This is a genomic window from Pseudomonas sp. GW821-FHT03E01 (assembly GCF_059420765.1).
Genome location: NZ_JBWKUI010000003.1, coordinates 185,846 through 207,017 on the forward strand (window position 1 = coordinate 185,846; position 21,172 = coordinate 207,017).

Annotated in this window: 21 protein-coding genes and 1 tRNA gene; 15 read left to right on the forward strand and 7 right to left on the reverse strand. The window is 54.5% G+C overall.

Features of this window, described 5'->3' with window-relative positions; all coding sequences use genetic code 11:
- Positions 1 to 8: 8 nt before the first annotated feature.
- Positions 9 to 1,265: an aminotransferase-like domain-containing protein gene (locus tag AC07VO_RS06375; RefSeq protein ID WP_192351117.1), complete on the forward strand. Its 1,257-nt coding sequence runs from the start codon at positions 9 to 11 to the stop codon at positions 1,263 to 1,265.
- A gap of 84 nt (positions 1,266 to 1,349) precedes the next feature.
- Here AC07VO_RS06375 and AC07VO_RS06380 read toward each other — a convergent pair whose 3' ends face one another.
- Positions 1,350 to 1,982, reverse strand: a complete 633-nt coding sequence (locus tag AC07VO_RS06380) for a LysE family translocator (RefSeq protein ID WP_018927726.1) — start codon at positions 1,980 to 1,982, stop codon at positions 1,350 to 1,352.
- Positions 1,983 to 2,318: 336 nt separating this feature from the next.
- Here AC07VO_RS06380 and AC07VO_RS06385 point away from each other — a divergent pair, with 336 nt between their 5' ends.
- From AC07VO_RS06385 to AC07VO_RS06420, 8 genes are all read left to right on the forward strand, one after another.
- Positions 2,319 to 2,540 (forward strand): hypothetical protein, encoded by a 222-nt coding sequence (locus AC07VO_RS06385; protein WP_192351115.1) that lies wholly within the window; start codon positions 2,319 to 2,321, stop codon positions 2,538 to 2,540.
- Positions 2,524 to 3,924, forward strand: a complete 1,401-nt coding sequence (locus AC07VO_RS06390; protein WP_192351113.1) for an MATE family efflux transporter — start codon at positions 2,524 to 2,526, stop codon at positions 3,922 to 3,924. Before AC07VO_RS06385 ends, AC07VO_RS06390 begins: the two co-directional genes overlap by 17 nt.
- Before the next feature lie 790 nt (positions 3,925 to 4,714).
- The gene (locus AC07VO_RS06395) at positions 4,715 to 5,362 is read left to right on the forward strand and encodes a hypothetical protein (RefSeq protein WP_192351111.1); all 648 of its coding nucleotides are present in this window, start codon (positions 4,715 to 4,717) and stop codon (positions 5,360 to 5,362) included.
- 89 nt (positions 5,363 to 5,451) lie between these two features.
- A complete protein-coding gene (locus AC07VO_RS06400; protein WP_225609262.1) occupies positions 5,452 to 6,000 on the forward strand; it encodes an RHS repeat-associated core domain-containing protein in 549 nt (182 codons plus the stop codon).
- Positions 6,001 to 6,023: 23 nt separating this feature from the next.
- A complete protein-coding gene (locus AC07VO_RS06405) occupies positions 6,024 to 6,506 on the forward strand; it encodes a hypothetical protein (RefSeq protein WP_192351109.1) in 483 nt (160 codons plus the stop codon).
- 316 nt (positions 6,507 to 6,822) lie between these two features.
- Entirely contained in the window at positions 6,823 to 7,311 is a 489-nt protein-coding gene (locus AC07VO_RS06410; protein WP_192351107.1) for a hypothetical protein, read from the forward strand.
- A 125-nt stretch (positions 7,312 to 7,436) separates the two neighbouring features.
- Complete coding sequence (locus AC07VO_RS06415; RefSeq protein ID WP_310398332.1) at positions 7,437 to 7,853, forward strand: hypothetical protein; 417 nt, start codon at positions 7,437 to 7,439, stop codon at positions 7,851 to 7,853.
- A gap of 524 nt (positions 7,854 to 8,377) precedes the next feature.
- Positions 8,378 to 8,836 (forward strand): hypothetical protein, encoded by a 459-nt coding sequence (locus AC07VO_RS06420; RefSeq protein WP_192351103.1) that lies wholly within the window; start codon positions 8,378 to 8,380, stop codon positions 8,834 to 8,836.
- Between the two features lie 441 nt (positions 8,837 to 9,277).
- Here AC07VO_RS06420 and AC07VO_RS06425 read toward each other — a convergent pair.
- From AC07VO_RS06425 to AC07VO_RS06450, 6 genes are all read right to left on the reverse strand, one after another.
- Positions 9,278 to 9,353: transfer RNA gene (locus AC07VO_RS06425), tRNA-Gly, on the reverse strand.
- Positions 9,354 to 9,416: 63 nt separating this feature from the next.
- A complete protein-coding gene (pgsA, locus tag AC07VO_RS06430) occupies positions 9,417 to 9,977 on the reverse strand; it encodes a CDP-diacylglycerol--glycerol-3-phosphate 3-phosphatidyltransferase (protein WP_007933765.1) in 561 nt (186 codons plus the stop codon).
- 33 nt (positions 9,978 to 10,010) lie between these two features.
- On the reverse strand, positions 10,011 to 11,834 hold the full coding sequence (uvrC, locus tag AC07VO_RS06435; RefSeq protein WP_192351083.1) for an excinuclease ABC subunit UvrC: 1,824 nt from the start codon (positions 11,832 to 11,834) through the stop codon (positions 10,011 to 10,013).
- A gap of 2 nt (positions 11,835 to 11,836) precedes the next feature.
- Complete coding sequence (gene gacA / locus AC07VO_RS06440) at positions 11,837 to 12,478, reverse strand: response regulator transcription factor GacA (RefSeq protein ID WP_008015884.1); 642 nt, start codon at positions 12,476 to 12,478, stop codon at positions 11,837 to 11,839.
- Between the two features lie 127 nt (positions 12,479 to 12,605).
- A complete protein-coding gene (locus tag AC07VO_RS06445) occupies positions 12,606 to 13,049 on the reverse strand; it encodes a GNAT family N-acetyltransferase (RefSeq protein WP_028940931.1) in 444 nt (147 codons plus the stop codon).
- Positions 13,050 to 13,808: a carbon-nitrogen hydrolase family protein gene (locus tag AC07VO_RS06450; RefSeq protein WP_192351080.1), complete on the reverse strand. Its 759-nt coding sequence runs from the start codon at positions 13,806 to 13,808 to the stop codon at positions 13,050 to 13,052. It abuts the gene before it with no gap.
- A gap of 645 nt (positions 13,809 to 14,453) precedes the next feature.
- On the opposite strand from AC07VO_RS06450, the gene AC07VO_RS06455 reads away from it, so the two are divergent.
- The 6 genes from AC07VO_RS06455 to AC07VO_RS06480 all read left to right on the forward strand — a co-directional run bounded on the left by AC07VO_RS06455 (position 14,454) and on the right by AC07VO_RS06480 (position 21,164).
- Positions 14,454 to 15,542 carry a 3-deoxy-7-phosphoheptulonate synthase gene (locus AC07VO_RS06455; protein ID WP_138867286.1) on the forward strand — a complete coding sequence of 363 codons (1,089 nt, stop codon included), beginning with the start codon at positions 14,454 to 14,456 and terminating at the stop codon, positions 15,540 to 15,542.
- A gap of 276 nt (positions 15,543 to 15,818) precedes the next feature.
- Positions 15,819 to 16,700: an esterase/lipase family protein gene (locus tag AC07VO_RS06460; protein ID WP_018927672.1), complete on the forward strand. Its 882-nt coding sequence runs from the start codon at positions 15,819 to 15,821 to the stop codon at positions 16,698 to 16,700.
- A 95-nt stretch (positions 16,701 to 16,795) separates the two neighbouring features.
- Positions 16,796 to 17,077, forward strand: a complete 282-nt coding sequence (locus AC07VO_RS06465) for a peptidylprolyl isomerase (protein WP_007933754.1) — start codon at positions 16,796 to 16,798, stop codon at positions 17,075 to 17,077.
- A gap of 135 nt (positions 17,078 to 17,212) precedes the next feature.
- The gene (locus tag AC07VO_RS06470) at positions 17,213 to 19,081 is read left to right on the forward strand and encodes an extracellular solute-binding protein (protein ID WP_192351078.1); all 1,869 of its coding nucleotides are present in this window, start codon (positions 17,213 to 17,215) and stop codon (positions 19,079 to 19,081) included.
- Complete coding sequence (locus AC07VO_RS06475; protein ID WP_064617099.1) at positions 19,081 to 20,142, forward strand: microcin C ABC transporter permease YejB; 1,062 nt, start codon at positions 19,081 to 19,083, stop codon at positions 20,140 to 20,142. The genes AC07VO_RS06470 and AC07VO_RS06475 overlap by 1 nt, the downstream gene beginning before the upstream one ends.
- Complete coding sequence (locus AC07VO_RS06480) at positions 20,142 to 21,164, forward strand: ABC transporter permease (protein WP_018927669.1); 1,023 nt, start codon at positions 20,142 to 20,144, stop codon at positions 21,162 to 21,164. Before AC07VO_RS06475 ends, AC07VO_RS06480 begins: the two co-directional genes overlap by 1 nt.
- Positions 21,165 to 21,172: the final 8 nt, after the last annotated feature.

Below are 21,172 nucleotides of genomic sequence, written 5' to 3' on the forward strand. Positions count from 1 at the left end.
AAGCGAGATTGCCCAGCGTACTCGAAAAAACGATATTCGAAGACCCTACTCTGAACGTTATCCATCTTCTAAATTCCATTTCCAGTGAAAATCCAGAGGCAATCTCTCTGGCTTCCGGTCGACCTGACGACGAGCAATGCGACCTGTCCCTTATTGATAAAGGGCTGGCCAGCTATGCACGATACGCCGTCAATCCGGAACACTCGCTTGCGACACTACTTTGCCAATATGGAAAAACCACCGGAATTATCAACGGCATAATAGCCGAACACTTGCAGGTGGATGAAGGCATAAAGATTTTCAACCCTGAAAGTATTGTCGTGTGCATGGGGTTTCAGGAAGCTGCGACCTTGACACTGCTATCAATTTTTGAAGGAGGTGGTGTTTTATTAGTGCCTGACCCTGTGTTTTCCGGAATAACGGGTATTGCGAAATTATTAAGAATAAAAATTGTACCCGTTCCCGAGGACACCTTCCTCGATCCATCTGCCCTGCGCAAGGTAGCTGAAGATCTTGAGTCCAGAGGGGAAAAGGTAAAAGCGCTGTACGCGATTTCAGATTTTAGTAACCCTACTGCTAACAGCCTTTCCTATGAAGACAGAAAGGCCATGCTCTCCTTGGCCAATGAAATGAATTTTTTTATCCTGGAGGATAATGCCTACAGCTACTTCAGGTACGAGGGAGATAAAATCCCCTTGATGAAGTCGATCGACAGTAGTCGAGTATTCCTTCTTGGCTCTTTTGCAAAGTCAATTTTTCCGGGATTGCGTATGGGCTACGTAGTCGCCCCGGAGAGCGCTGGGGTGATTTCCTTTAGCGCCAGGTTATGTAAAGCCAAAAGCTTGATCACCGTCAATACACCTGCCCTGTGCCAGGCAATTGTCGGAGGTTTGCTGATAGAGAACAATTACTCTTTAAAACAGCTTAATCAACCAAGAGTGTTGTCTTACAGGCAAAAAAGAAACCATATGATTGAATGCCTTGAACGTGAATTCCCGGTCAAGGCTGGTTCTGAAAGAAGTGTCACCTGGAACCATCCAGAGGGAGGTTTTTTCATCAATGTACAGTTGCCCTTCACCTTTGAATATTTTGAAATGTGCGAGTGCGCCAGGAACTTCAAGGTTATTGTATTTCCCACTTCCTTGTTTTCGCTGACGAATCAGGCTGTCACTCAGGTCAGATTGTCGTTTAGCAATGCGACAGAATCAGAAATCAAACAAGCGATAGGCAGCCTCAGGGCGTACATTGAATCCAGAATTCAGTAAAGCATCCTCCCGTCAAACCGTAGGGGATTGATGCCAAGGCTTACTCATCAGCCAATAAGAAATAAGCCTTGCCTCATTTCCCTATTAAGCTGCTGTGGCGAGCATAACGCCAGTGGCGACTTGGTAGGCACCCAGAATGGTGATGGTTGACCCGGAAAAATAGTTGATCAACCTGAGCTTTGATTGGGAGATTCTGGTCTTGAATATGGAGGAGAATCCGCTCAATCCCAGCCACCAGACAGCCGAGCCTAGAAATATACCTGTCACCATAGGCAGCACTGAGTGCTGACCGCTTTGATCATTAGCCATGCCGTCGCTCATGGCAGCAAATATCGCAATAAACGACAGGATGGTCATTGGGTTCGACAGTGTCAAAAACAGTGTACTCAAGTAGGCTTTTAACAGGTTGGCTCGTTCACCCGCCAGGGCTGTTGAGCTCGCTTTCGATTTTATTGTTTGATAACCAATGTACGCGAGGAACATCCCCCCCAAAATACACAACCATGGCTTAAAGCTAATGAGTGTCGCTATGATGACTGTGATTCCCAGCGCACCGACAAATCCATAGATCGAATCGGCTGTGGCCGCCCCTAACCCTGTCGCGAAACCTGCTCTCCATCCAAGCGCAAGGCTCCTCTGTATGCACAACAGCCCAATGGGTCCCACAGGGGCTGCAATACAAAGCCCAATGATCATCGACTTAATGAAAATCAACATAAATGCACCTCCACAATTGATGCTTAAAGGTTAGGAGAAGTACATTTTTTTATGAATTAATTATTAATTCCCATAGAGGTTTTTTCGATTTTTTTTAAGAAGTATTCTTATCTTACCTTCATTATTAAGGTGCACTCTGTGATGAACCTTACTAAACACGATCGGGATGCCATTCGCCTTTGACGATGATGCCGGCCAGGACGTTGCAGGCATTCCTGGACGACTTGGGTTTTGAAGGGCTTTGGATAAGAGGTTCGTTGGCGCATGGCGATCCGCTTGTGAGGCCAAAAATGGTGTCCACTGGGTCCATCCATATGACAGGATAGTTCGCGCAACTTGCACCGGGATCTGTTTACCAACGCATTCAAGATCGGCCCGCAATCCCCAGAACCGCTCATGCATTCAGCCTGTGTCGCCTTCGGCATGGAGCGTCTGCTGTTGTCGCTGCTGGCGCAGATTGGAAATCCCGACACACTGCTGGCTCCTTTACGCGATGTGTTGGGCGACCATCGCGGCAGCCGCGAGACAAAGGAATGTGAATATGCGGCACTGGTTTGACGCAGGGGTGGCGAAAAGAATCGCCATCGTCTCGTTTCCATTGATGGGGACGATGGTCGGCAATTTATTGATGATGCTTGTCGACAGGCTATGCCTGGCACACTACTCACAAGATACGCTGGCCGCCTCCGGTCCAGCAGTATTCACGAGCATGGCGATCATCGCTTTCTTCTGTAGCACCGTAGGCGTGTCACGTTCCTTTATTGCGCAAGCGAATGGTCGATCGGGGCTCAGCGAGGCTTGGAATGAAGCCGCACTGGGACTGCTCCTTGGTATTGCCTGCGGTGCCCTGCTGTTTGTCGCCGCTCCGTTGATCGCGATGATCCCACAGCTCAGCTCCCGCCCACCGCAGATTGTCAGCCTCGAATCGCAGTACATGCTCTGGGCGGCGATCTTCGGCGGCGTAATGACGATCGACACAGCGCTGTCCTCATACTTCAACGGTGTGGGTCGAACCCGCGAAACGCTCATGGTCGGCATCGTTGGTCAAGTAGTCGACTCAATCTTCACCGTCGGCCTGGTCTTCGGAAAGTTCGGGCTGCCCGAAATGGGAATGGCCGGAGCCGCTATCGGTACATTGATCGGCACTCTGTCCATGCTGACGTGCTACGCAGTAATGCTGCCTCGAGAAATCTGGCTTGAGTTGATGAACATCTTCATTGCCCGTAGCGAGCGCCTACTGCCTCGGCTGTTTTTCCGGCTGCGTAGAGGTGTTCCCAGTGGCTTATCCGCCGGAGTGGATCAGCTCGGCAACACTGCATTCATCTGGATAGTCGCGGTACTGGGCTCTAGCGCGCTAGCGGCAAACAACGTCAATCTGACGATCAATTACCTGGGCATCATCCCGATTATCGGTTTGGGTATTGGTTGCAGCATTCTGTGCGCCACTGCAGTGGGCAAGGAGCAATACACTGAGTTGGCAACGATCCTACGGGTGACCGTGACCATCGAGCTGTTCTACGTACTGCTGGTTTCCACCGTTCAAATCACTTTGCCACAGGTCTTGCTCAAGGCTTTCGGCGACCTGGGGCACAACCCGGAGATCGTCGCCCTGGCCATCGATACACAACGCGTACTGTGGACATTCTCCGCCGCCTTTGTCTTCTCTATGACGGGTGCAGCCGTCTTGGAGAGTATTGGCATGGCCAGATTTTCGCTGGTCGTGCGCCTGGTTCTGATGTGGTTTATAAGCATTCCGTTGATCTATTACGTCGCAATGAGCAATCGCGATGTCCCGTCGTCGCTGATGACATGCTGGGTCATCGGTTCGGTGTTCGAATTTTCGATTGGCGCAATTTATTTCTGGCGAATCGCCAAAGCCATTCGAGGGGCCGAAAACCGTCTTCACGCCGATCCTCATCCGGCGAGCGAGAGCGCCCTATGAACCTGAATGAAGTCATTCGTTTCGCACCTTTAGCGATCAACTGCTTTACAGGAAGTCTGGCACAACTATCCAGACGAGGCGGTGTCCTCATCAATGAAGCACAACTGCTTGAGGCCAGCGACGGCTACCTCTGTACCGCGCAGGCCTCGATGAGTGGGGCATGCCCGAATACACCTTCGCGGTTGAGAACGTCGGGCTTCGTGCTTGCAAGGCATTAGGCGGCAGAGTTGACCCACACGACTACGCCGGCGTGCTCAATCAGTAGCGTCTTGAGTTGCGTGACCCAATCTTTACCGATCACCAATCGCGCCAGTAGCTAAATAGAGGAACTGCTTGCATACCCAGCAAGGAATCAGGCTTCCTTCAACAACCCTCGCACCATCGACCCAATTGCAGAAGAACCATTCCTGCTGGTCGATTTCCGGGCTCCCGTTGGCAAGTTCTCAAACCCTGTACTACTGTCATCTCGTGCTGGATGCTCGGGATCGTGGACGTTCGATCTCCCCCAAGGTCATGGAATGAAGACCCCATCGTGAACACGCACGTGTTCCAACCGCTGTGCATACGACGTGTACGACGAGCCCAATGTGGCTCCGGTTCACAGGGAGGTGCTTATGGTGGCTTCAGGTCTAAAGCCGCGGCAGCAAATGCTGAGTATTTGCCAATGCATTGATACAAAGCACTCTGCTTTTCTCCCCTACCTCCCCTGGCATCCCCGCTCCAGATTTCAGCCCGCTAAGTACCAGTAACTGAGCATGCGCAGCGTGCACTGCCTGAGCATGTGCCTGGTATGACTGGCATTATAGGAATGATTGGTAGTGCAATGGATCCAAGGGTTATGAATGGACTTTGCTCTGCGAGATCAATGCACTGCCAAGGCAAACAAGCAGTGGTCATTATATACATTAGGAGTGATCGCATAGTGAGCAACATAACTGTATTCAAGTTTCAGGGGCAGTATTTCATTGCTCTATGGATGTGCGTCACCAGCGGTTTATGCATTTTTTTAGGAGGGATATGGATTAAGCGTGACGGTGCATTAGGAGGCGGGATATTTTTATTAATATCCTTATCTTTAATCATATTAGTCGGAGGATTGATTTTAGCTGGACGCTCAACTTTATCCATTGATGATCAGTGCTTATCCAGACAAATTCTTGGTAAAACCTGGCAAAAAATAAGGTGGGAGAATGTCAGCTTAATTACTGCCTTCCCTGTATCTAGCATGCGCGGACTTAATGCCAGAGGATTTAATATATATCCTACAACAAAACCAACATTCCGGATTACTCCATCAGGGAAGATCACATTCACCGACCAGCTTGAAAACATTTCAGAGCTCATCGCTCTTATAAACGACTACGCCAGCCAGAAAAAAATACCAATTAAAATCAGAAAAACATTGTTCGACGAGCTAAAACCCTCAGACAAATTATGAATAATTTCAATATAACAAGCCGACACTCCTGAGGCTTCTGCTGGAGTGCAAATCGCCCAACAGCCAGCAGTACACTGGGCGGAAAAATGATGGCACGGGTGTCTATTATTATCGGGCACTCTCCGGGATTTGGGCGATTTATCTCGGGAGATTCGATTGGCCTTGCGGGTGGGATTAATACGTACGTCTATGTCAGCGGCAATCCGTTAAGTTACAAAGATCCGCAAGGTAAATGGCTAGTCGGTGCAGTAACCGGTGCAGTTATTGGCGGGATCAGTGGCTATGCTAGCGCGTTTGAAATCGGTGGCGATGAGACTGATGCTACTTGGGCTGCTTTATCGGGGGCGCTAGCTGGCGCTGCAGTCGGCGCGATTGCGCCTGAAAGCCCATGGGCTCCTGCTGCAACCAGTGCTGCAGGCGGAGCTGTAGGTGATTGGGCTGGTCAAAAGTTATCGAATCACGCTAAAAGCAAAGAGAATGCTTGTATCCCTCAAGGTAAGGTAAATTGGGGGAGAGGTAGTAGGCGCGGGTATCGGCAGCGCGATTGCCGGCTTGGCGCAGGGCAAAGGAATCGCCGCTGCCATCCTCAGTGGAGAACTAGGCTTTATGGGCGGCGCTGCAGGAGCCGGCATCTGTAATCAGCTTGGAAAATAATTCCACCATGAATACTTGGCATGATAAGACGTTTGGCAGGACCGGCATATGGATTTGGCTTCCTGGAATAAGCCCTATTGTTCTTTTGGGAGTTTTTATTTTTCTTGCTTCTCCATACTATTACCTACAGGACTTTATAGGAGGTGGGATATTATTAGGCCTGCCTGCTGCTTGGGGTATATTCTACATTTCCCAGGTCCGAACAGTACTGCAAGAAATTTCGCTGGATGATGATCGTATTTTAGGGAGGTTGTATTTCGGTAGGCACATAGAGATCAAGGCGCCTGACATCAAGTCAATATCTTATTATCCGATGACGTGGAAAATCCGACAAGTCAACCTATTTGACCGAAATAAGCCCGGTATCAATATTGAGCTTCACAATGGCAGAATACTGCGAATAAATGCAAAAACCGAAGGGTTCGCCAGTTTGGTAGAAACATTAAAGGCGTTTGCTAAAGCATCCGACCAATTTTTTTGCAGCCTATAAAATAACTGTGATTTCTCCTCTGCACCACTCATATGGTGTCGTTCATAAATGTCGCAATTCCAAATCCAATAACGGGTACGGTTTTTGGCTGGTCGGGAACTGCTAGCTTAGATCGACATGGGAGCTGGTACGAGAGTGTATTAGGTGCAGGACTTGGAAAGTCTGCTAATATTATAATTGGAAGTATTACTGCATATGGAATTCGTACATAATCTCATAACACCTGCCCCAGCAACATCCATGACTGCTATCATCAACAACGTCAATACTCCTCAGTTTGGTACGCAACAGTAGTGTGGTCGACAGGGTGATAATCATGATGTTCATCAGATTTTTATGCACTCGCTCCCTGATCTTCTTAGTCTTGTTGTTCGGACTTGGATTGGGATGTGTGTCACTCTCTCAGGCTTCGGCATACGGAAACTGCCCTCCCGAAATGAATAGCCAAGCAGGGTCTTTTTTAGTTGATGCACGTGGAGATTGGCCCTCCCTTTTCAAGCATCAGAGAGTCTTCGCTTCTTGTGATGATGGTGAGCTTGGCGAGGGCTATTCTGAAGCAGTGGCGAACCTCTTCGCCCAAGGATGGGATCAGTTCGATACATTTGTTGCACTTGCAAAAACACACCCTGACTTTCAAAATTGGGCGATACGACATATCGATGCGACTGTCTCAGATGACGACCTAAATAGAATCATATTAAATTCCAATACATGCATTAATAATGCACCGGTGGAAAAACTTTGCAGGGTTATTCGACAGAGTGCTGAAAATGCCCTGATGGAATCTGCACGGATGCGACGATAAAATTTGGGGATAGGTTCTACGCCTATGTCAGCGGCATCCTTGCTGTATGACGCCAACGGCAATATGACCAGTGACGCTCCTGGTACGGCGCGCCGACTTTGTATCGTTACAAAGGAAATTAACCGATGAGCATTCCAAACATTAAGATCTTCATGATTGCAATTTCGTGCCTATTGCCGCCATTGACTGCATGGGCCAAATCACCCTGTGATGGTATTGACCGACGTTTAAACTTATCTGAAATACCGAAGCTACGCATAGAGGCGGGACATCAATTAAATGTCGACAACGTAGAGATTTTACAATCTTTTAAAAGCCTTAGCTGGACGATTTTGTATGCAGCCTCAGATGAGACTGACCCTGCATTTTTATTTTATTCAGACAACCCAATCAACCATCACTTTATAACTCTATGGAGTGGCGGAGCGAAGCCTGATGAGGAGCAAGCTATTAGTTCATGGCTTCAGAAAAACGCCAAAGGCATTCCTACCAATCTAGCGCAATGTTTTGTATGGCATGTGACGAAAGATCGAGACATGTAAACAAATCTCCGCTCGAAAAGCTAAAACATCTTTCCCCATGCTGGGGGGGGGGGAAGATCGATAATTTAGGCCACATCAAACAAGGTCAAGCCCGACTCCCCACATTGCTTTACGGTGAGGGCGGCAGTTGTCAAATATACGCCCCCAAGCGACAATCAGTTGCACTGGCAGCTAATGCACCCGATTAGCCCCGAAACTCCGCATTCCACCGATCGCCTTGGTGACACAATAAACACCATGAATAGAACCAACAACATTATCAGCCCTGATGGAACTGGAAGAATTACAGCATCTGTTAGTCCAATCGAATGACTTGTTTTACGACGAATGAGAACACCCTGCGTACGGGGGTAATTCTCTTGAAAGGTGGTGCGCCATGATCATAAAAAAGTCGACACTTGAATTTTTGTTTACGCTACTCACACTTACAAGCTTAGGCATGCCAGCTTCGGCGAGTGATAGTTCACCCCATTGCCGAGAGGCAGTCATGATGTTTTTAACCACTCCAGAAAAGCGTACTCGTATTGCATTATCAGAATGCTAGCGAAACTGAATGCTGGTCGATTATCGAGCAGTCGAACAGCAACCTCAACCAATTGATGCATTTGGTTGAACAAGGAAATGATTGGAGCGCTCAGTATTTAGTTGAGCACTTAAGAGTGCTAGATGGCGGAGATTTAGAAGACTCACTTATAGCGCTGGGGTTATTTTCTGACCACCATATGGAACGCTTATTGATTTTCGCGAAGAAAGGACAGCTCTCAAAGCAGGAACTCAGTGACACCTTAACCATGCTTCCACTTTCATTGAGTGATAATCCAGCGGGCCAATTGGATTATCTAAAAGCAAGAAGAAATCGAGTGATGCGTGTAACGAGAAAAAATCTATCTGAGCAAAAGACTCTAGCACTAAGCGCTATCGATAATTTTGAGTCCGAGATCAGGTCAAAAAACCCGCAACTCATTGAAAATCCTCAGCATTAGATTAGTGCTTTCATCACCCCCAAGCTCTACATCAAACTGGGCCGAGCCTCAATGTAACCACCTTGAAGGTTCGCCAGGCCAGAAAGACTGCTGTAAGAGAATTCTCGCCAGCAGCCAAGGCAGTGAGACGATCCTCTCTTCGAGCGGTTCGAGGATTAATCCCCTTTCGCATTTTCAGTCAAAGGCATATGTACATCTCCTCGTCTCGATCGATTGAGGAGAGATGTACGGGTTCCAGCAATGCGTCATCTATCTGAAAACCGGCATGCCCTGGGACCGGATTTCGACGTACGTTTTAATGTACAAAAAAGCGTGGCTGGGGGTGGTTCTCAGTAGAAATCACTGGAACGAAAAAAAGAGGCAAAAGCCTCTTTTTTCAATGCTGACAACAAAATACCGCGCAAAAAAAACGCCACTCAATGAGTGGCGTTTTTCTGTATTTGGAGCGGGAAACGAGACTCGAACTCGCGACCCCGACCTTGGCAAGGTCGTGCTCTACCAACTGAGCTATTCCCGCGTCTTGGTGAGGCGCATTCTATAGAATCCAGATGCCCCGTCAACCCCTTGATTCAAAAAAGTTTTATTTCTTTTCCACATCCGTCTTCAGATGCGGCCAGGCGGCCCGCAAGTACTGGACCATGGACCACAAGGTCAGGCCAGCGGACACCATCAGCAAAGCGTAGCCCATCAGGACCCAGAAGCTGAAGTCCGACGGATTGGCCAGCAGGATCACCAGCGCCAGCATTTGCGCGGCGGTTTTCCATTTGCCCAGGTTCGATACCGCCACATGGGCACGGGCACCGAGTTCGGCCATCCACTCGCGCAGTGCCGATACGACGATCTCGCGACCGATGATGACGGCGGCCGGCAGTGTGAGCCACAGGTTGCCGTGTTCTTGCACCAGCAGCACCAGCGCAACGGCGACCATCAGCTTGTCCGCAACAGGATCGAGGAAAGCCCCGAACGGTGTGCTTTGTTCCAGACGTCGGGCCAGATACCCGTCCAGCCAGTCGGTCGCGGCGGCAAAGGCAAAAACCGAAGCCGACGCCAGATAGCTCCAGTGGTAAGGCAAGTAAAACAGCAAAATGAAGATCGGGATGAGCAGGACGCGTAGAACGGTAATCAGATTAGGGATATTCATCGACACAACTGGCTACGAGGTGAGTTGGGCATTCTACTCGCTGTGCAGATTTGCATAAATCGACTCTGCGAGCTTTTTACTGATCCCGGGTGCTTTGGCGATCTCTTCGATGCTGGCACGAGACAGCTCCTGCAATCCACCAAAATGTTTCAACAAATCCCGTCGACGTGTTGGTCCTACACCGGCAACCCCCTCAAGCGTCGAGGTGCGGCGGGTTTTACCGCGCCGTGCACGGTGCCCGGTGATGGCAAAACGGTGAGCTTCGTCGCGGATCTGCTGGATCAAATGCAGCGCGGGGGAATCACCGCGCAAGGTGAATTCATGGGCCGCATCGTTGAGGTACAAGGTTTCGAAACCGGCCTTGCGCGTCGCCCCCTTGGCCACGCCCAGCAGAATCAGGTCGGGCACGGCCAGCTCATTGAGCACGTCACGGGCCATCGACAGCTGACCTTTACCGCCGTCGACCAGCAGAATGTCCGGCAGTTTGCCCTCCCCGTCCTTCAACTTGCTGAAGCGTCGGGTCAGGGCCTGGTGCATCGCGGCATAGTCGTCGCCCGGCGTGACGCCTTCGATGTTGTAGCGGCGGTAGTCGGACTTGATCGGGCCTTCCGGGCCGAACACCACGCAGGACGCCACGGTGGCCTCGCCACTGGAATGACTGATGTCGTAGCACTCGAGACGTTGCGGCGGCTCGTCCAGGCTCAGCACTTCGGCCAGGGCATCGAAACGTGCCGCGACGTGTTGCCGGTTCGCCAGACGTGCGCCCAGCGCCTGCTCGGCATTGGTGACCGCCAATTGCTGCCAGCGCGCTCGGGTGCCCCGTACACGATGACTGATGGTCAGTTCACGACCGCGCAGCTCTTCAATGGCCGCGATCAGGGTCGGAAAGTCTTCGTGAACCACGTTGACGATCAGCTCGCTCGGCAAGTCGCGTTCGGGGCTGCTGATGAAGTACTGACCGAGAAACGCCGCCATGACTTCGGAAACGTCTTCTTCAATACCCACCTGCGGGAAGAAGTTCTTGCTCCCCAACACCCGACCGCCGCGTACACTGATCAAGTGCACGCAGGCGCCACCCGGATTGACGAACGCTGCGATCACATCGACATCGCCCGTCCCGCCTTCCATGCTCTGCTGGTCCTGGACCCGGCGCAGCAATGAGATCTGGTCGCGCAATTCGGCGGCACGTTCGAACTCCAGATTGACCGCCGCCTCCTCCATGGCCGCGGACAACTCGTCCGCCAACGCGTTGCTGCGCCCTTCAAGAAACATCACCGAGTGGCGAACATCTTCGGCATACACCTCAGGCTCCACCAGGCCGACACACGGCGCCTTGCAGCGCTTGATCTGGTATTGCAGGCAAGGTCGCGTGCGGTTCTTGTAATAGCTGTCTTCGCACTGACGTACAAAAAAAGCCTTTTGCAGCAGGCTCAGGCTTTCGCGGATCGCTCCTGCGCTGGGGTAAGGGCCGAAATACTTGCCCTTGGCCTTTTTCGCTCCGCGATGGATGCTCAAACGCGGGAACTGGCCATCCGAGAGAAAGACATAAGGGTAGGACTTATCGTCGCGCAGCAGGATGTTGTACGGCGGGCGCCATTCCTTGATCAGCGTCTGCTCGAGCAGCAAGGCCTCGGTTTCGTTGGCCGTGATGGTGGTTTCGACCTGGGCGATACGCCCTACCAGCGCGGCGGTCTTGGGAGCCAGACCGGTTTTGCGGAAGTAGCTCGCCAAACGTTTCTTGAGATTCTTGGCTTTGCCGACATAAAGCAGACGGGCATCGCTGTCGAACATGCGATAGACACCCGGCCGCCCACTGACCGTCGACAGAAAAGCACTTGGATCGAAGGTTTCAGTCATTTTCAGAGGCTGGCATCAACCATGCCGTGACGAACCGCCAACAGCGTCAACTCGACATCGCTGCTGATCGAAAGCTTTTCGAAAATACGGTAACGGTAGGTATTCACTGTTTTTGGCGACAGGCACAGTTTGTCGGAGATGATCTGCACCTTCTGACAGCCGACAATCATCAACGCAATCTGGATTTCCCGCTCAGACAAGGCGTCGAACGGCGAATCATTGGTTGGCTGGAACGACTTGATTGCCAGTTGCTGGGCAATTTGCGGGCTGATATAGCGTTGCCCGGCAAACACCAGGCGAATGGCCTGGACCATTTCCGGCAGTCCGGCGCCCTTGGTCAGGTAGCCCGCGGCACCTGCCTGTAACAGGCGGGTAGGAAACGGATCTTCTTCGCACACGGTGACCGCGACGACTTTGATGTCGGGATGACTGCGCAATAATTTGCGCGTGGCTTCAAGACCGCCGATCCCGGGCATCTTGACGTCCATCAGCACCACATCGGGTTTCAACTCACGCGCTTTGAGCAGGGATTCCTCTCCCGACTCGGCCTGACCGACTACTTGCAGGCCATCGATGTCAGCCAGCATTCGTGTAATGCCTGTACGAACGAGATCATGGTCATCGACTACTAGCACCCTAATCAAGCAGACACCTCGCGATTTGGTCTTATTGGGTTGCCGGACACCTTAGCAAAAAGCGACTGGCAGACCTAGCGGAAAGCAGCATATAAAAAGTGTCAATTCTTCTGGCGAGGCTTGCTGGCAGTGTGTTTCAGCGATGCAGTCCATTGATATCACGCTGCATTCTCAGGAAACACTGGTCCTTGCCGACCACCTTCAGTCCTTTTCTCTCGTAAAGTATTTTTGCCGGATTATTTTCAAATACAGTCAGACGCAATGCCGGGCGCCGTTCCTTGCAGGCCATGGCGAATACCTGATCGATCACCCAGGAGCCAGCACCCTGCCCCCGGTACGCTTCAAGTAAATGCAATTCGCGGATATACAAGGCGCTGGCGTCACGGCTCAGGCTGACATACCCCATCAGTGTGTCATCACGCACAATCAGCCAGTTTTCGCGTCCCTCCCAAGCAACATCGAAAGCCTCGTCCTGCCACAACAGTTCATGTTGAATGTAGTAGCGCAGCATATTTCGACAAGTCAGGTCACGTGCGAAGTCCAGGTCACGAGACGTTGCCGGGCGCAATTCGAACCCCATTCAAGCCTCCGCGACCGTCACGATTTGCCCCTTCCAGCCGTCAGCATTGCGACGAGCAACCACCATGAGATTCCCCGTCCCCGGTGCCGCCGCAACCAACGAGCCGTCCGCCGCCCAGATTGCACTACGCCCTGCCGACTCCCAGCCACCCGTTGCGCCACCATGGTTGGCCATCAGTACCGCCATCGAGTGGGTGCGGGCATAACCTTGCAACAGTGCGGTATCTGGAGCGTAGCCGCTTTCTGTAATCAACACGCCCGCGGCATAAAGATCAGCGCCCTGCCGTGCCGCGGCGGCTGCATGACTGGCGTGAGAAAAATCGGCGCATATCGCCAACGCGACGGTGTCGGTACCGATCTTCAACGTCGAACCGCCTGTTCCCGGGGCAAATGCCACCTCCTCCCCTGGGTGCAAATGCTGCTTGCTGTAGATCTCGAGCGAACCATCGGCCCCCAATACCAGGGCACCGATCAACACCGGCGAATCGTCCGACAGACGAATCGGCATCCCGACGACACTGATCACACCGACTTCCCGCGCGAAATCGCGCAGAGGTTGCAGCACTCTGGCGTCTGGCGCGATGGCCAGCTCCGCTGCCAGACCGCGCTCGTAGCCGGTCAGCGACAGTTCTGGAAACACCAGCAATTGCACGCCCTGCTCCGCGGCAACCTGCATGAAGCGCAGGTGCCGGGCAATATTGGCGGCAAGATCACCGGCGACGGAGATCGATTGTGCGGCGGCGATGGTCAGCGTCGTCATGGTTCGTCCCTCTGAGGTTGATGGTTTGGACGCCGGTTACACGCCGCCCGTTGCGTAAAGTGTGTCACAACTCCCAACGTACCCAACCGATAGAAACGCCCCGTGATGCTCGATAGCATTTTCTGATTGAATCCGCGCACCGGCCTCTAGTAAGCTCGGCTCATTCTTCGGAGACAGACCATGTTCAACGCCCTCTCACCGCTTCGTACCGCCAGCGCCCCGCGCTCGGTTGCGGCTGCCCGGGCGAATGACGTTTGTGCTTCGGTCAGCTTTTATTTTGGGTATTGGTTTAGCCACTGGCGCGCCTGATACCCACACGGCGCCCACTTTAAACGGGTCGCCACCAGAGAATTCTCAACCCCCGGTCGGCCTCCCGACCGGGGGTTTTGTTTTTTCAGCCCTGAACATTTTTTGCGTTACACCAGACAACTTGAGGATTTACGACATGAATTACGCCACTTATTACCGTTACGACACTTTTACCGCCTGGCGATTTACCAGCTTCCGCTCGGGACAGCCTGCCGCCTCCGATCGGTCACCCACAGGTGGCAAGCACACACACGCAGCCAATCCGGCCAATTGTCGAACACCCCACTAGGGCCGAGCGCGCGGGACGACCCCGCCGCCAGCCCAGGAAGCCCGAATATGAACTCGTCCGTCTCTGCTCTGCCGCTGTCCACCTTGAGCCCTGCCAATGAAGCGCTGACCTTGCGTCTGCCCAGCTCATTGCAACTCAAACAGCAACTGCCACTCAGCAATGCCCTGACCCAACAAGTCGCCGCCCACCGCCAGGCCGTCCGCGCGATCCTCAACGGTGAAGACTCCCGTCTGCTGGTGATCGTCGGTCCCTGCTCGATTCACGACCCACGTTCTGCCCTCGAATACGCCGCCAACCTGGCCCGTCTGTCTGCACAAGTCGGCGACGAGATGCTGCTGGTGATGCGCGCCTACGTCGAAAAACCCCGCACCACGGTCGGCTGGAAAGGCCTGGCCTACGACCCGCACCTGGATGGCAGCGATGACATGGCGGGCGGTTTGACCCTGTCCCGCGAATTGATGCGCGAAATGCTCCAACTGGGCCTGCCCGTTGCCACCGAGCTGCTGCAACCGATGGCCGCCGGTTACTTTGACGACCTGCTGAGCTGGGTCGCGATCGGCGCCCGCACCACCGAATCGCAGATCCATCGGGAAATGGCCAGTGGCCTGAGCATGCCGGTAGGGTTCAAGAACGGCACCGATGGTGGTGTGGCTGTCGCCAGCGACGCCATGCGCTCGGCCGCTCATCCGCACCGCCATTTCGGTGTCGACAGCCAGGGCCATCCTGCGATTATCCAGACACCGGGCAACCCCGACACTCACCTGGTATTGCGCGGTGGCCATCGCGGGCCGAACTACGACCGCGACAGCATTGCCAAAGTGCACAGCGACTTGACCAGACTCAAGATTCCGGCGCGGATCATGGTCGACTGCAGCCACGCCAACAGCGGTAAAGATCCGTTACGTCAGCCCGCCGTGTTCAACGACGTGCTGGAACAACGCCTGCAAGGTGATCGCTCGCTGGTCGGCATGATGATTGAAAGTCATCTGTTCGAAGGCTGCCAACCGTTGAGCCCTTCGTTGCGGTACGGGGTGTCGGTAACGGACGGCTGCCTTGGCTGGACCGGGACGGAACAATTGTTGTTGCAGGGCGCCGAGCGACTTCGTGCACAACGAAGCGCTCAGCAGCCAAAGTAAGCCGTGTCGCCGAGAACCGCGATGCAGCGCGATCGGGTCGGTTTGCACGGAAAAATGACCTACCAGCGGTAGGTCATTGAAAGAAATATCTCGGCCATCGTTAAAAAGATGTCCGGATATTCCGACCAAGACCTCACGCTCATTCGAGTTTTCGTACGATTTCTATTCCGTTTTCATCAGGTTACAGCGGCTTTTTCATACATCGCCGAGCGGTGGGTGTGCTTTAGAGTGCCCCCTTGAGCACACACCTGACCTACTCCGAAAAAGGAAATGTACATGCTACGGAATGCAACCACTGACTATCCGATCCTGCTGGTCCACGGGCTCTTCGGCTTTGATCGCATCGGCAAACTCGAACTGTTCCATGACGTCAAACAGGCCCTGAGAAGCGCCGGTGCGAGGGTTTTCATCCCGCACCTGTCGGCGACCCACAGCAATGAAACCCGTGGCGAACAGTTGCTGGTGCAGATCGAACGGGTACTGCAAGGAACCGGTGCAAGCAAAGTCAATCTGATCGGTCACAGCCAGGGTGCATTGGCCGCACGATATGCGGGGGCGCTGGCGCCACAGATGGTCGCTTCGGTGACATCGGTCAGCGGCCCGAACCACGGCTCGGAACTGGCCGACTTCCTGCGCAAGGCGCTGACGCCCGGGCGCCTGCCGGAACAGGTCGCCGGGGCGGTGGCCACCCTGTTCGCCGACTTCCTGTCGTTGCTCAGCGGCAACCGGCACCTGCCGCAGAACGCCATCGCCGCACTCAACGCGCTGACCACCGAAGGCGTTGGTGCCTTCAACGACAAGTACCCTCAAGGGTTGCCGAAAACCTGGGGCGGCAAGGGTCGCGAACTGGTGAACGGCGTACGCTACTACTCCTGGAGCGGCACCCTGCAGGGAAACATCCTCGACGAAGGGCTCTATGCGCTCAACCCGCTGCACGGGTTCCTGCGGGCGTTCTCCCACTACTTCACCACCGAAGCCGAGCAGAATGACGGCATGGTCGGCCGGTTCAGCTCCCATCTGGGTAAAGTGATCCGTTCCGACTATCCGCTGGATCATCTGGACAGCCTCAGCCAGACCACAGGTCAAGTCCGCAAGGGCATCGACCCCATTGACCTGTATGTGCAACATGCCGAACGCTTAAGAAATGCCGGGCTTTAGACAATGCCTTAAGCTGGACGGCATTTTGAGAAGAAATAGCCCTCTGAATCCGGTAGGCTCCGCACTTTACTGAACATTGAATGGAGTATTTTCCCATGGCCAAAGCCACCGCCCGCCACATCCTGGTTTCCAGCGAAGCCAAGTGCAACGAACTCAAGGCCCAGATCGAAGCCGGCGCCGATTTCGCCGAAGTCGCCAAAGCCAACTCCAGCTGCCCATCAAGCCGCCAGGGCGGTGACCTGGGTTCGTTCGGTCCAGGCCAGATGGTCAAGGAATTCGACACCGTGGTTTTCAGCGCGCCAATCAACGTGGTGCAAGGCCCGGTCAAGACCCAGTTCGGTTACCACCTGCTGGAAGTGACCAGCCGTCAGGACTGATCAACCCCTGAGTTTTCTCCACAACGGCCCGCCTTTTGGTGGGCCGTTGTGTTTTCGTTACGTGATACGGCTGGCGAGGGACGCGCCGCTAGCGTACAAATTGTGCTTATCGATCACCCGGCTCTAAGGCTGACAATGCGACTGGCTTTCCCCACTTTACTGTTCACTGCCGTGGCCCTGCTGTTGGGCGCCGCCGGTGTGAGCGCTGCACCGCAACAGGCGTTGACCGTGTACGGTGAACCGGCGAAGTATCCCGCCGGTTTCAGTCATTTCGACTACACCAACCCGCAAGCGCCCAAGGGCGGCACGATGCGTCGCTCGGCGCTGGAAATCGGTCATTTCGACCACATCCTGCCGTACATCGACAAAGGGATTGGCGTCACACAAGTCGATGGCTTGATCTACTCGCCCCTGGCCGTGCGTTCACTGGACGAACCCTACACCGTGTACGGCCTGGTGGCGCAGCAGATGGAGCGTTCCGACGATGGACTGTCCCTGCGTTTCTACCTGAACCCGAAGGCCCGTTTCGCCGATGGCAAGCCGATCACCGCCGAAGACGTGCGCTACACTTTCGACCTGCTGATGACCCAGGGCAGCCTGCGCTATCGCACGCAATTCGCCGACGTCAAAGGCGTCGAAGTGGAATCACCGCAAACCATTCGGTTCGACTTCAAGAGCAACGAAAACCGCACCCTGCCCCTCGACATCGCCACTTTGCCGGTGCTTCCCGAACACTGGTGGAAAACCCGCGACTTCGCCAACGGTGGCGGTTACGAGCCGCCGCTGGGCAGCGGGCCGTACCGCGTGAGCAAGGTCGACTCCGGGCGCAGCATCACCTTCGAGCGTAACGCCGACTGGTGGGCCAGGGATTTACCGGTCAGTCGCGGCCTCTACAACTTCGATCATTTCAGCATCGAGTACTTCGGCGACACCGACGTCGCCCGTCAGGTCCTGCGTGGCGGCGCCTACGACTACAACCGCGAATTCTCCGCCACCGCCTACTCCATCGGCTACGAGAGCCCGGCCTTGCGCGACGGTCGTCTGCAAAAAGCCCACCTGGCAACGCAGGCACCACAACCGTCCCAAGGCTTTGTGTTCAACCTGCAAAACCCGATGTTCCAGGACCGCCGCGTGCGCCAGGCGCTGGCCATGCTTTGGGACTTCGAGTGGAGCAACCGGCAGATGATGCGCGACCTGTACATCCGCCAGCAGAGCTTCTTTTCCAACACCGACCTCGCCGCCCGACAACTGCCCGACGCGGGTGAGCGGGCGATTCTCGAACCGCTTCGCGGGCAGATCCCCGACGAAGTCTTCACTCAGGTCTTCGAAGCACCGAAAACCGATGGCAGCGGCGTGATTCGCGACAAGCAATTGCAAGCCCTGGACCTGCTCGAACAGGCCGGCTGGAAACCCGATGGCGATCAACTGGTCAACGCCGAAGGCCAACCGCTGAGCTTCACCTTCCTGATCAGCCAGAACGGCATGGACCGATTGCTGCTGCCTTACAAGCGCACCCTGAAACAAATCGGCATCGACCTGAACATTCGTCGCATCGACGCCTCCCAGTACGTCAACCGCCTGATGTCCCGGGACTACGACATGATCGTCACCGGCTATCCGGTCACCAACTCGCCGGGTAACGAGCTGTACAACTACTTTGGCTCGGCGGCGGCCAGCGATCCGGGCTCCAACAACTACATGGTGCTGAAGAACCCGGCGGTCGATACGTTGATCAACGGCCTGGTCCGCGCCAACACCCAGGCCGACATGCTGCGCTACGCCCATGCCCTGGACCGTGTCCTGCAATGGAACTTCTATTGGATTCCCAACTATTACCCGCCCGGCAGTTCGACCGTGTGGTGGAACCGCTTCGGCATTCCCTCTGTACAAGCAAGCAATGACGAAGCCATCGAGAGTTGGTGGGAAGTCAGCTCCACACCCCTGACCAACGAACAGATGACCGCCGAACTCATCAAGCGCGGCAAATCCGGAGGGTCGCACTGATGTGGGCTTACGTACTGCGGCGCTTGCTGCTGATCATCCCGACTTTAGTGATCATTCTTCTGGTCAACTTCGCCATCGTCCAGGCCGCGCCCGGTGGCCCGGTGGAACAGGCCATCGCACACCTGCAAGGCATCGGTGGCGCAAGTATCGGCGGCGGTTCCAGTGAGACCATGCACGGCAGCTCTCGGGCCAGCCGCGGGCTCGATCCGCAGCTGATCAAGGAGATCGAAAAGCAATACGGCTTTGACAAGCCAGCGCCGGAACGCTTGTGGCTGATGCTCAAGAGCTACGCCCACCTCGACTTCGGCAAGAGCTTTTTTCGCGGTGCCACGGTCACCGACCTGATCCTGGATAAAATGCCGGTGACCATTTCCCTCGGGCTCTGGGCGACGTTGATCACTTATCTGGTGTCGATTCCGCTGGGCATCCGCAAGGCCGTGCACCACGGCAGCCATTTCGATATCTGGAGCAGCACCGCGATCATCATCGGTTACGCGATGCCGGCGTTCCTGTTCGCGATGTTCCTGATCGTGGTCTTCGCCGGTGGCACCTCGCTGAACTGGTTTCCGGTGCGCGGCCTGGTCTCGGACAACTTCGATTCGCTGTCGACGGTGGGCAAGATCGCCGATTACTTCTGGCACCTGGTGCTGCCAGTAACGGCGCTAGTGGTCGGCGGCTTTGCGACCCTGACCATCCTCACCAAAAATTCCTTCCTCAATGAAATCACCCGCCAGTACGTGGTCACCGCCCGGGCCAAGGGCTTGAGCGAACGCCAGGTGCTTTACGGCCATGTGTTTCGCAACGCCATGCTGCTGGTGGTCTCGGGAATTCCCCAGGCCTTTATCAGCGTTTTCTTCGCCGGCTCGCTGCTGATCGAAGTGATTTTCTCCCTCGATGGCCTGGGTCGCATGAGTTACGAAGCGGCGGTATCGCGGGACTATCCGGTGGTATTCGGTTCGCTGTTCATCTTCACCTTGTTCGGCCTGCTGATAAAAATCATCGGTGACCTGTGCTACACCCTGGTCGATCCGCGTATCGACTTCGCCGCGAGGAACGCCTGATGTTCAAACTCTCGCCGCTGGGCCGTCGCCGTTTTGAACGCTTCAAGAAAAACCGCCGGGGCTGGTGGTCGTTGTGGTTGTTTGTCGGTTTGTTCCTGCTGACCCTGGGCGGCGAACTGATCGCCAATGACCAACCGCTGGTGCTCAGTTATCAGGGCTCGCTGTACTTCCCGGCGTTCAAACACCACACCGAGCAAGAATTCGGCGGCCAGTTGCCGTTTCAGGCCGATTTCCGCAGCGATTACGTGCAGAAGCTGATTCACAAGGGCGACGGCTGGATGCTGTTTGCGCCGATCCCGTTCAGCGACGACACGCCCAATTACGATCTCAATCAACCGGCGCCGAGTCCGCCGTCGAAGGTCAACTGGCTGGGCACCGACGATCAGGCCCGGGACGTGCTGGCGCGAGTGATTTTCGGGGCACGGGTGTCGATCCTGTTTGCGCTGATGCTGACGTTTATCAGCGCCTTGATCGGTATCGCCGCCGGTGCATTGCAGGGCTATTACGGCGGCTGGGTCGACTTGCTTGGTCAGCGCTTGCAGGAAGTCTGGTCGGGGCTGCCGGTGCTGTACCTGCTGATCATCCTGTCGGGCTTCGTCGAGCCGAATTTCTGGTGGCTGTTGGGGATCATGGCGCTGTTTTCCTGGCTGGCGCTGGTGGACGTAGTGCGCGCCGAGTTCCTGCGCGGGCGTAACCTGGAATACGTCAAAGCCGCCCGTGCGTTGGGCCTGACCGACCGCAAGGTGATCGTGCGACACATTCTGCCCAACGCAATGAACGCCACCCTGAGTTATCTGCCGTTCATCCTGACCGGGGCGATATCCACCCTCACGGCGCTGGATTTCCTCGGTTTCGGCATGCCGGCCGGCAGTGCGTCCCTGGGCGAATTGATTGGCCAAGGCAAACAGAACCTGCAAGCGCCGTGGCTGGGGCTGACGGCGTTTTTCACCCTGGCGCTGATTCTTTCTTTGCTGGTGTTCATTGGCGAGGCGTTGCGTGATGCCTTTGACCCTCGTTCTTGAAGCGGACT

Coding starts and splice junctions, on each gene's coding strand:
- AC07VO_RS06460 (WP_018927672.1), top strand. CDS start 15,819: ATGCTACGGAATGCAACCACTGACTATCCGATCCTGCTGGTCCACGGG.
- AC07VO_RS06380 (WP_018927726.1), bottom strand. CDS start 1,982: ATGTTGATTTTCATTAAGTCGATGATCATTGGGCTTTGTATTGCAGCC.
- AC07VO_RS06445 (WP_028940931.1), bottom strand. CDS start 13,049: ATGGGGTTCGAATTGCGCCCGGCAACGTCTCGTGACCTGGACTTCGCA.
- AC07VO_RS06450 (WP_192351080.1), bottom strand. CDS start 13,808: ATGACGACGCTGACCATCGCCGCCGCACAATCGATCTCCGTCGCCGGT.
- AC07VO_RS06415 (WP_310398332.1), top strand. CDS start 7,437: ATGAGCATTCCAAACATTAAGATCTTCATGATTGCAATTTCGTGCCTA.
- pgsA (WP_007933765.1), bottom strand. CDS start 9,977: ATGAATATCCCTAATCTGATTACCGTTCTACGCGTCCTGCTCATCCCG.
- AC07VO_RS06405 (WP_192351109.1), top strand. CDS start 6,024: ATGAATACTTGGCATGATAAGACGTTTGGCAGGACCGGCATATGGATT.
- AC07VO_RS06470 (WP_192351078.1), top strand. CDS start 17,213: ATGCGACTGGCTTTCCCCACTTTACTGTTCACTGCCGTGGCCCTGCTG.
- AC07VO_RS06400 (WP_225609262.1), top strand. CDS start 5,452: ATGGCACGGGTGTCTATTATTATCGGGCACTCTCCGGGATTTGGGCGA.
- AC07VO_RS06395 (WP_192351111.1), top strand. CDS start 4,715: ATGACTGGCATTATAGGAATGATTGGTAGTGCAATGGATCCAAGGGTT.
- AC07VO_RS06475 (WP_064617099.1), top strand. CDS start 19,081: ATGTGGGCTTACGTACTGCGGCGCTTGCTGCTGATCATCCCGACTTTA.
- AC07VO_RS06455 (WP_138867286.1), top strand. CDS start 14,454: ATGAACTCGTCCGTCTCTGCTCTGCCGCTGTCCACCTTGAGCCCTGCC.
- AC07VO_RS06410 (WP_192351107.1), top strand. CDS start 6,823: ATGATGTTCATCAGATTTTTATGCACTCGCTCCCTGATCTTCTTAGTC.
- AC07VO_RS06390 (WP_192351113.1), top strand. CDS start 2,524: ATGCGGCACTGGTTTGACGCAGGGGTGGCGAAAAGAATCGCCATCGTC.
- AC07VO_RS06465 (WP_007933754.1), top strand. CDS start 16,796: ATGGCCAAAGCCACCGCCCGCCACATCCTGGTTTCCAGCGAAGCCAAG.
- uvrC (WP_192351083.1), bottom strand. CDS start 11,834: ATGACTGAAACCTTCGATCCAAGTGCTTTTCTGTCGACGGTCAGTGGG.
- AC07VO_RS06480 (WP_018927669.1), top strand. CDS start 20,142: ATGTTCAAACTCTCGCCGCTGGGCCGTCGCCGTTTTGAACGCTTCAAG.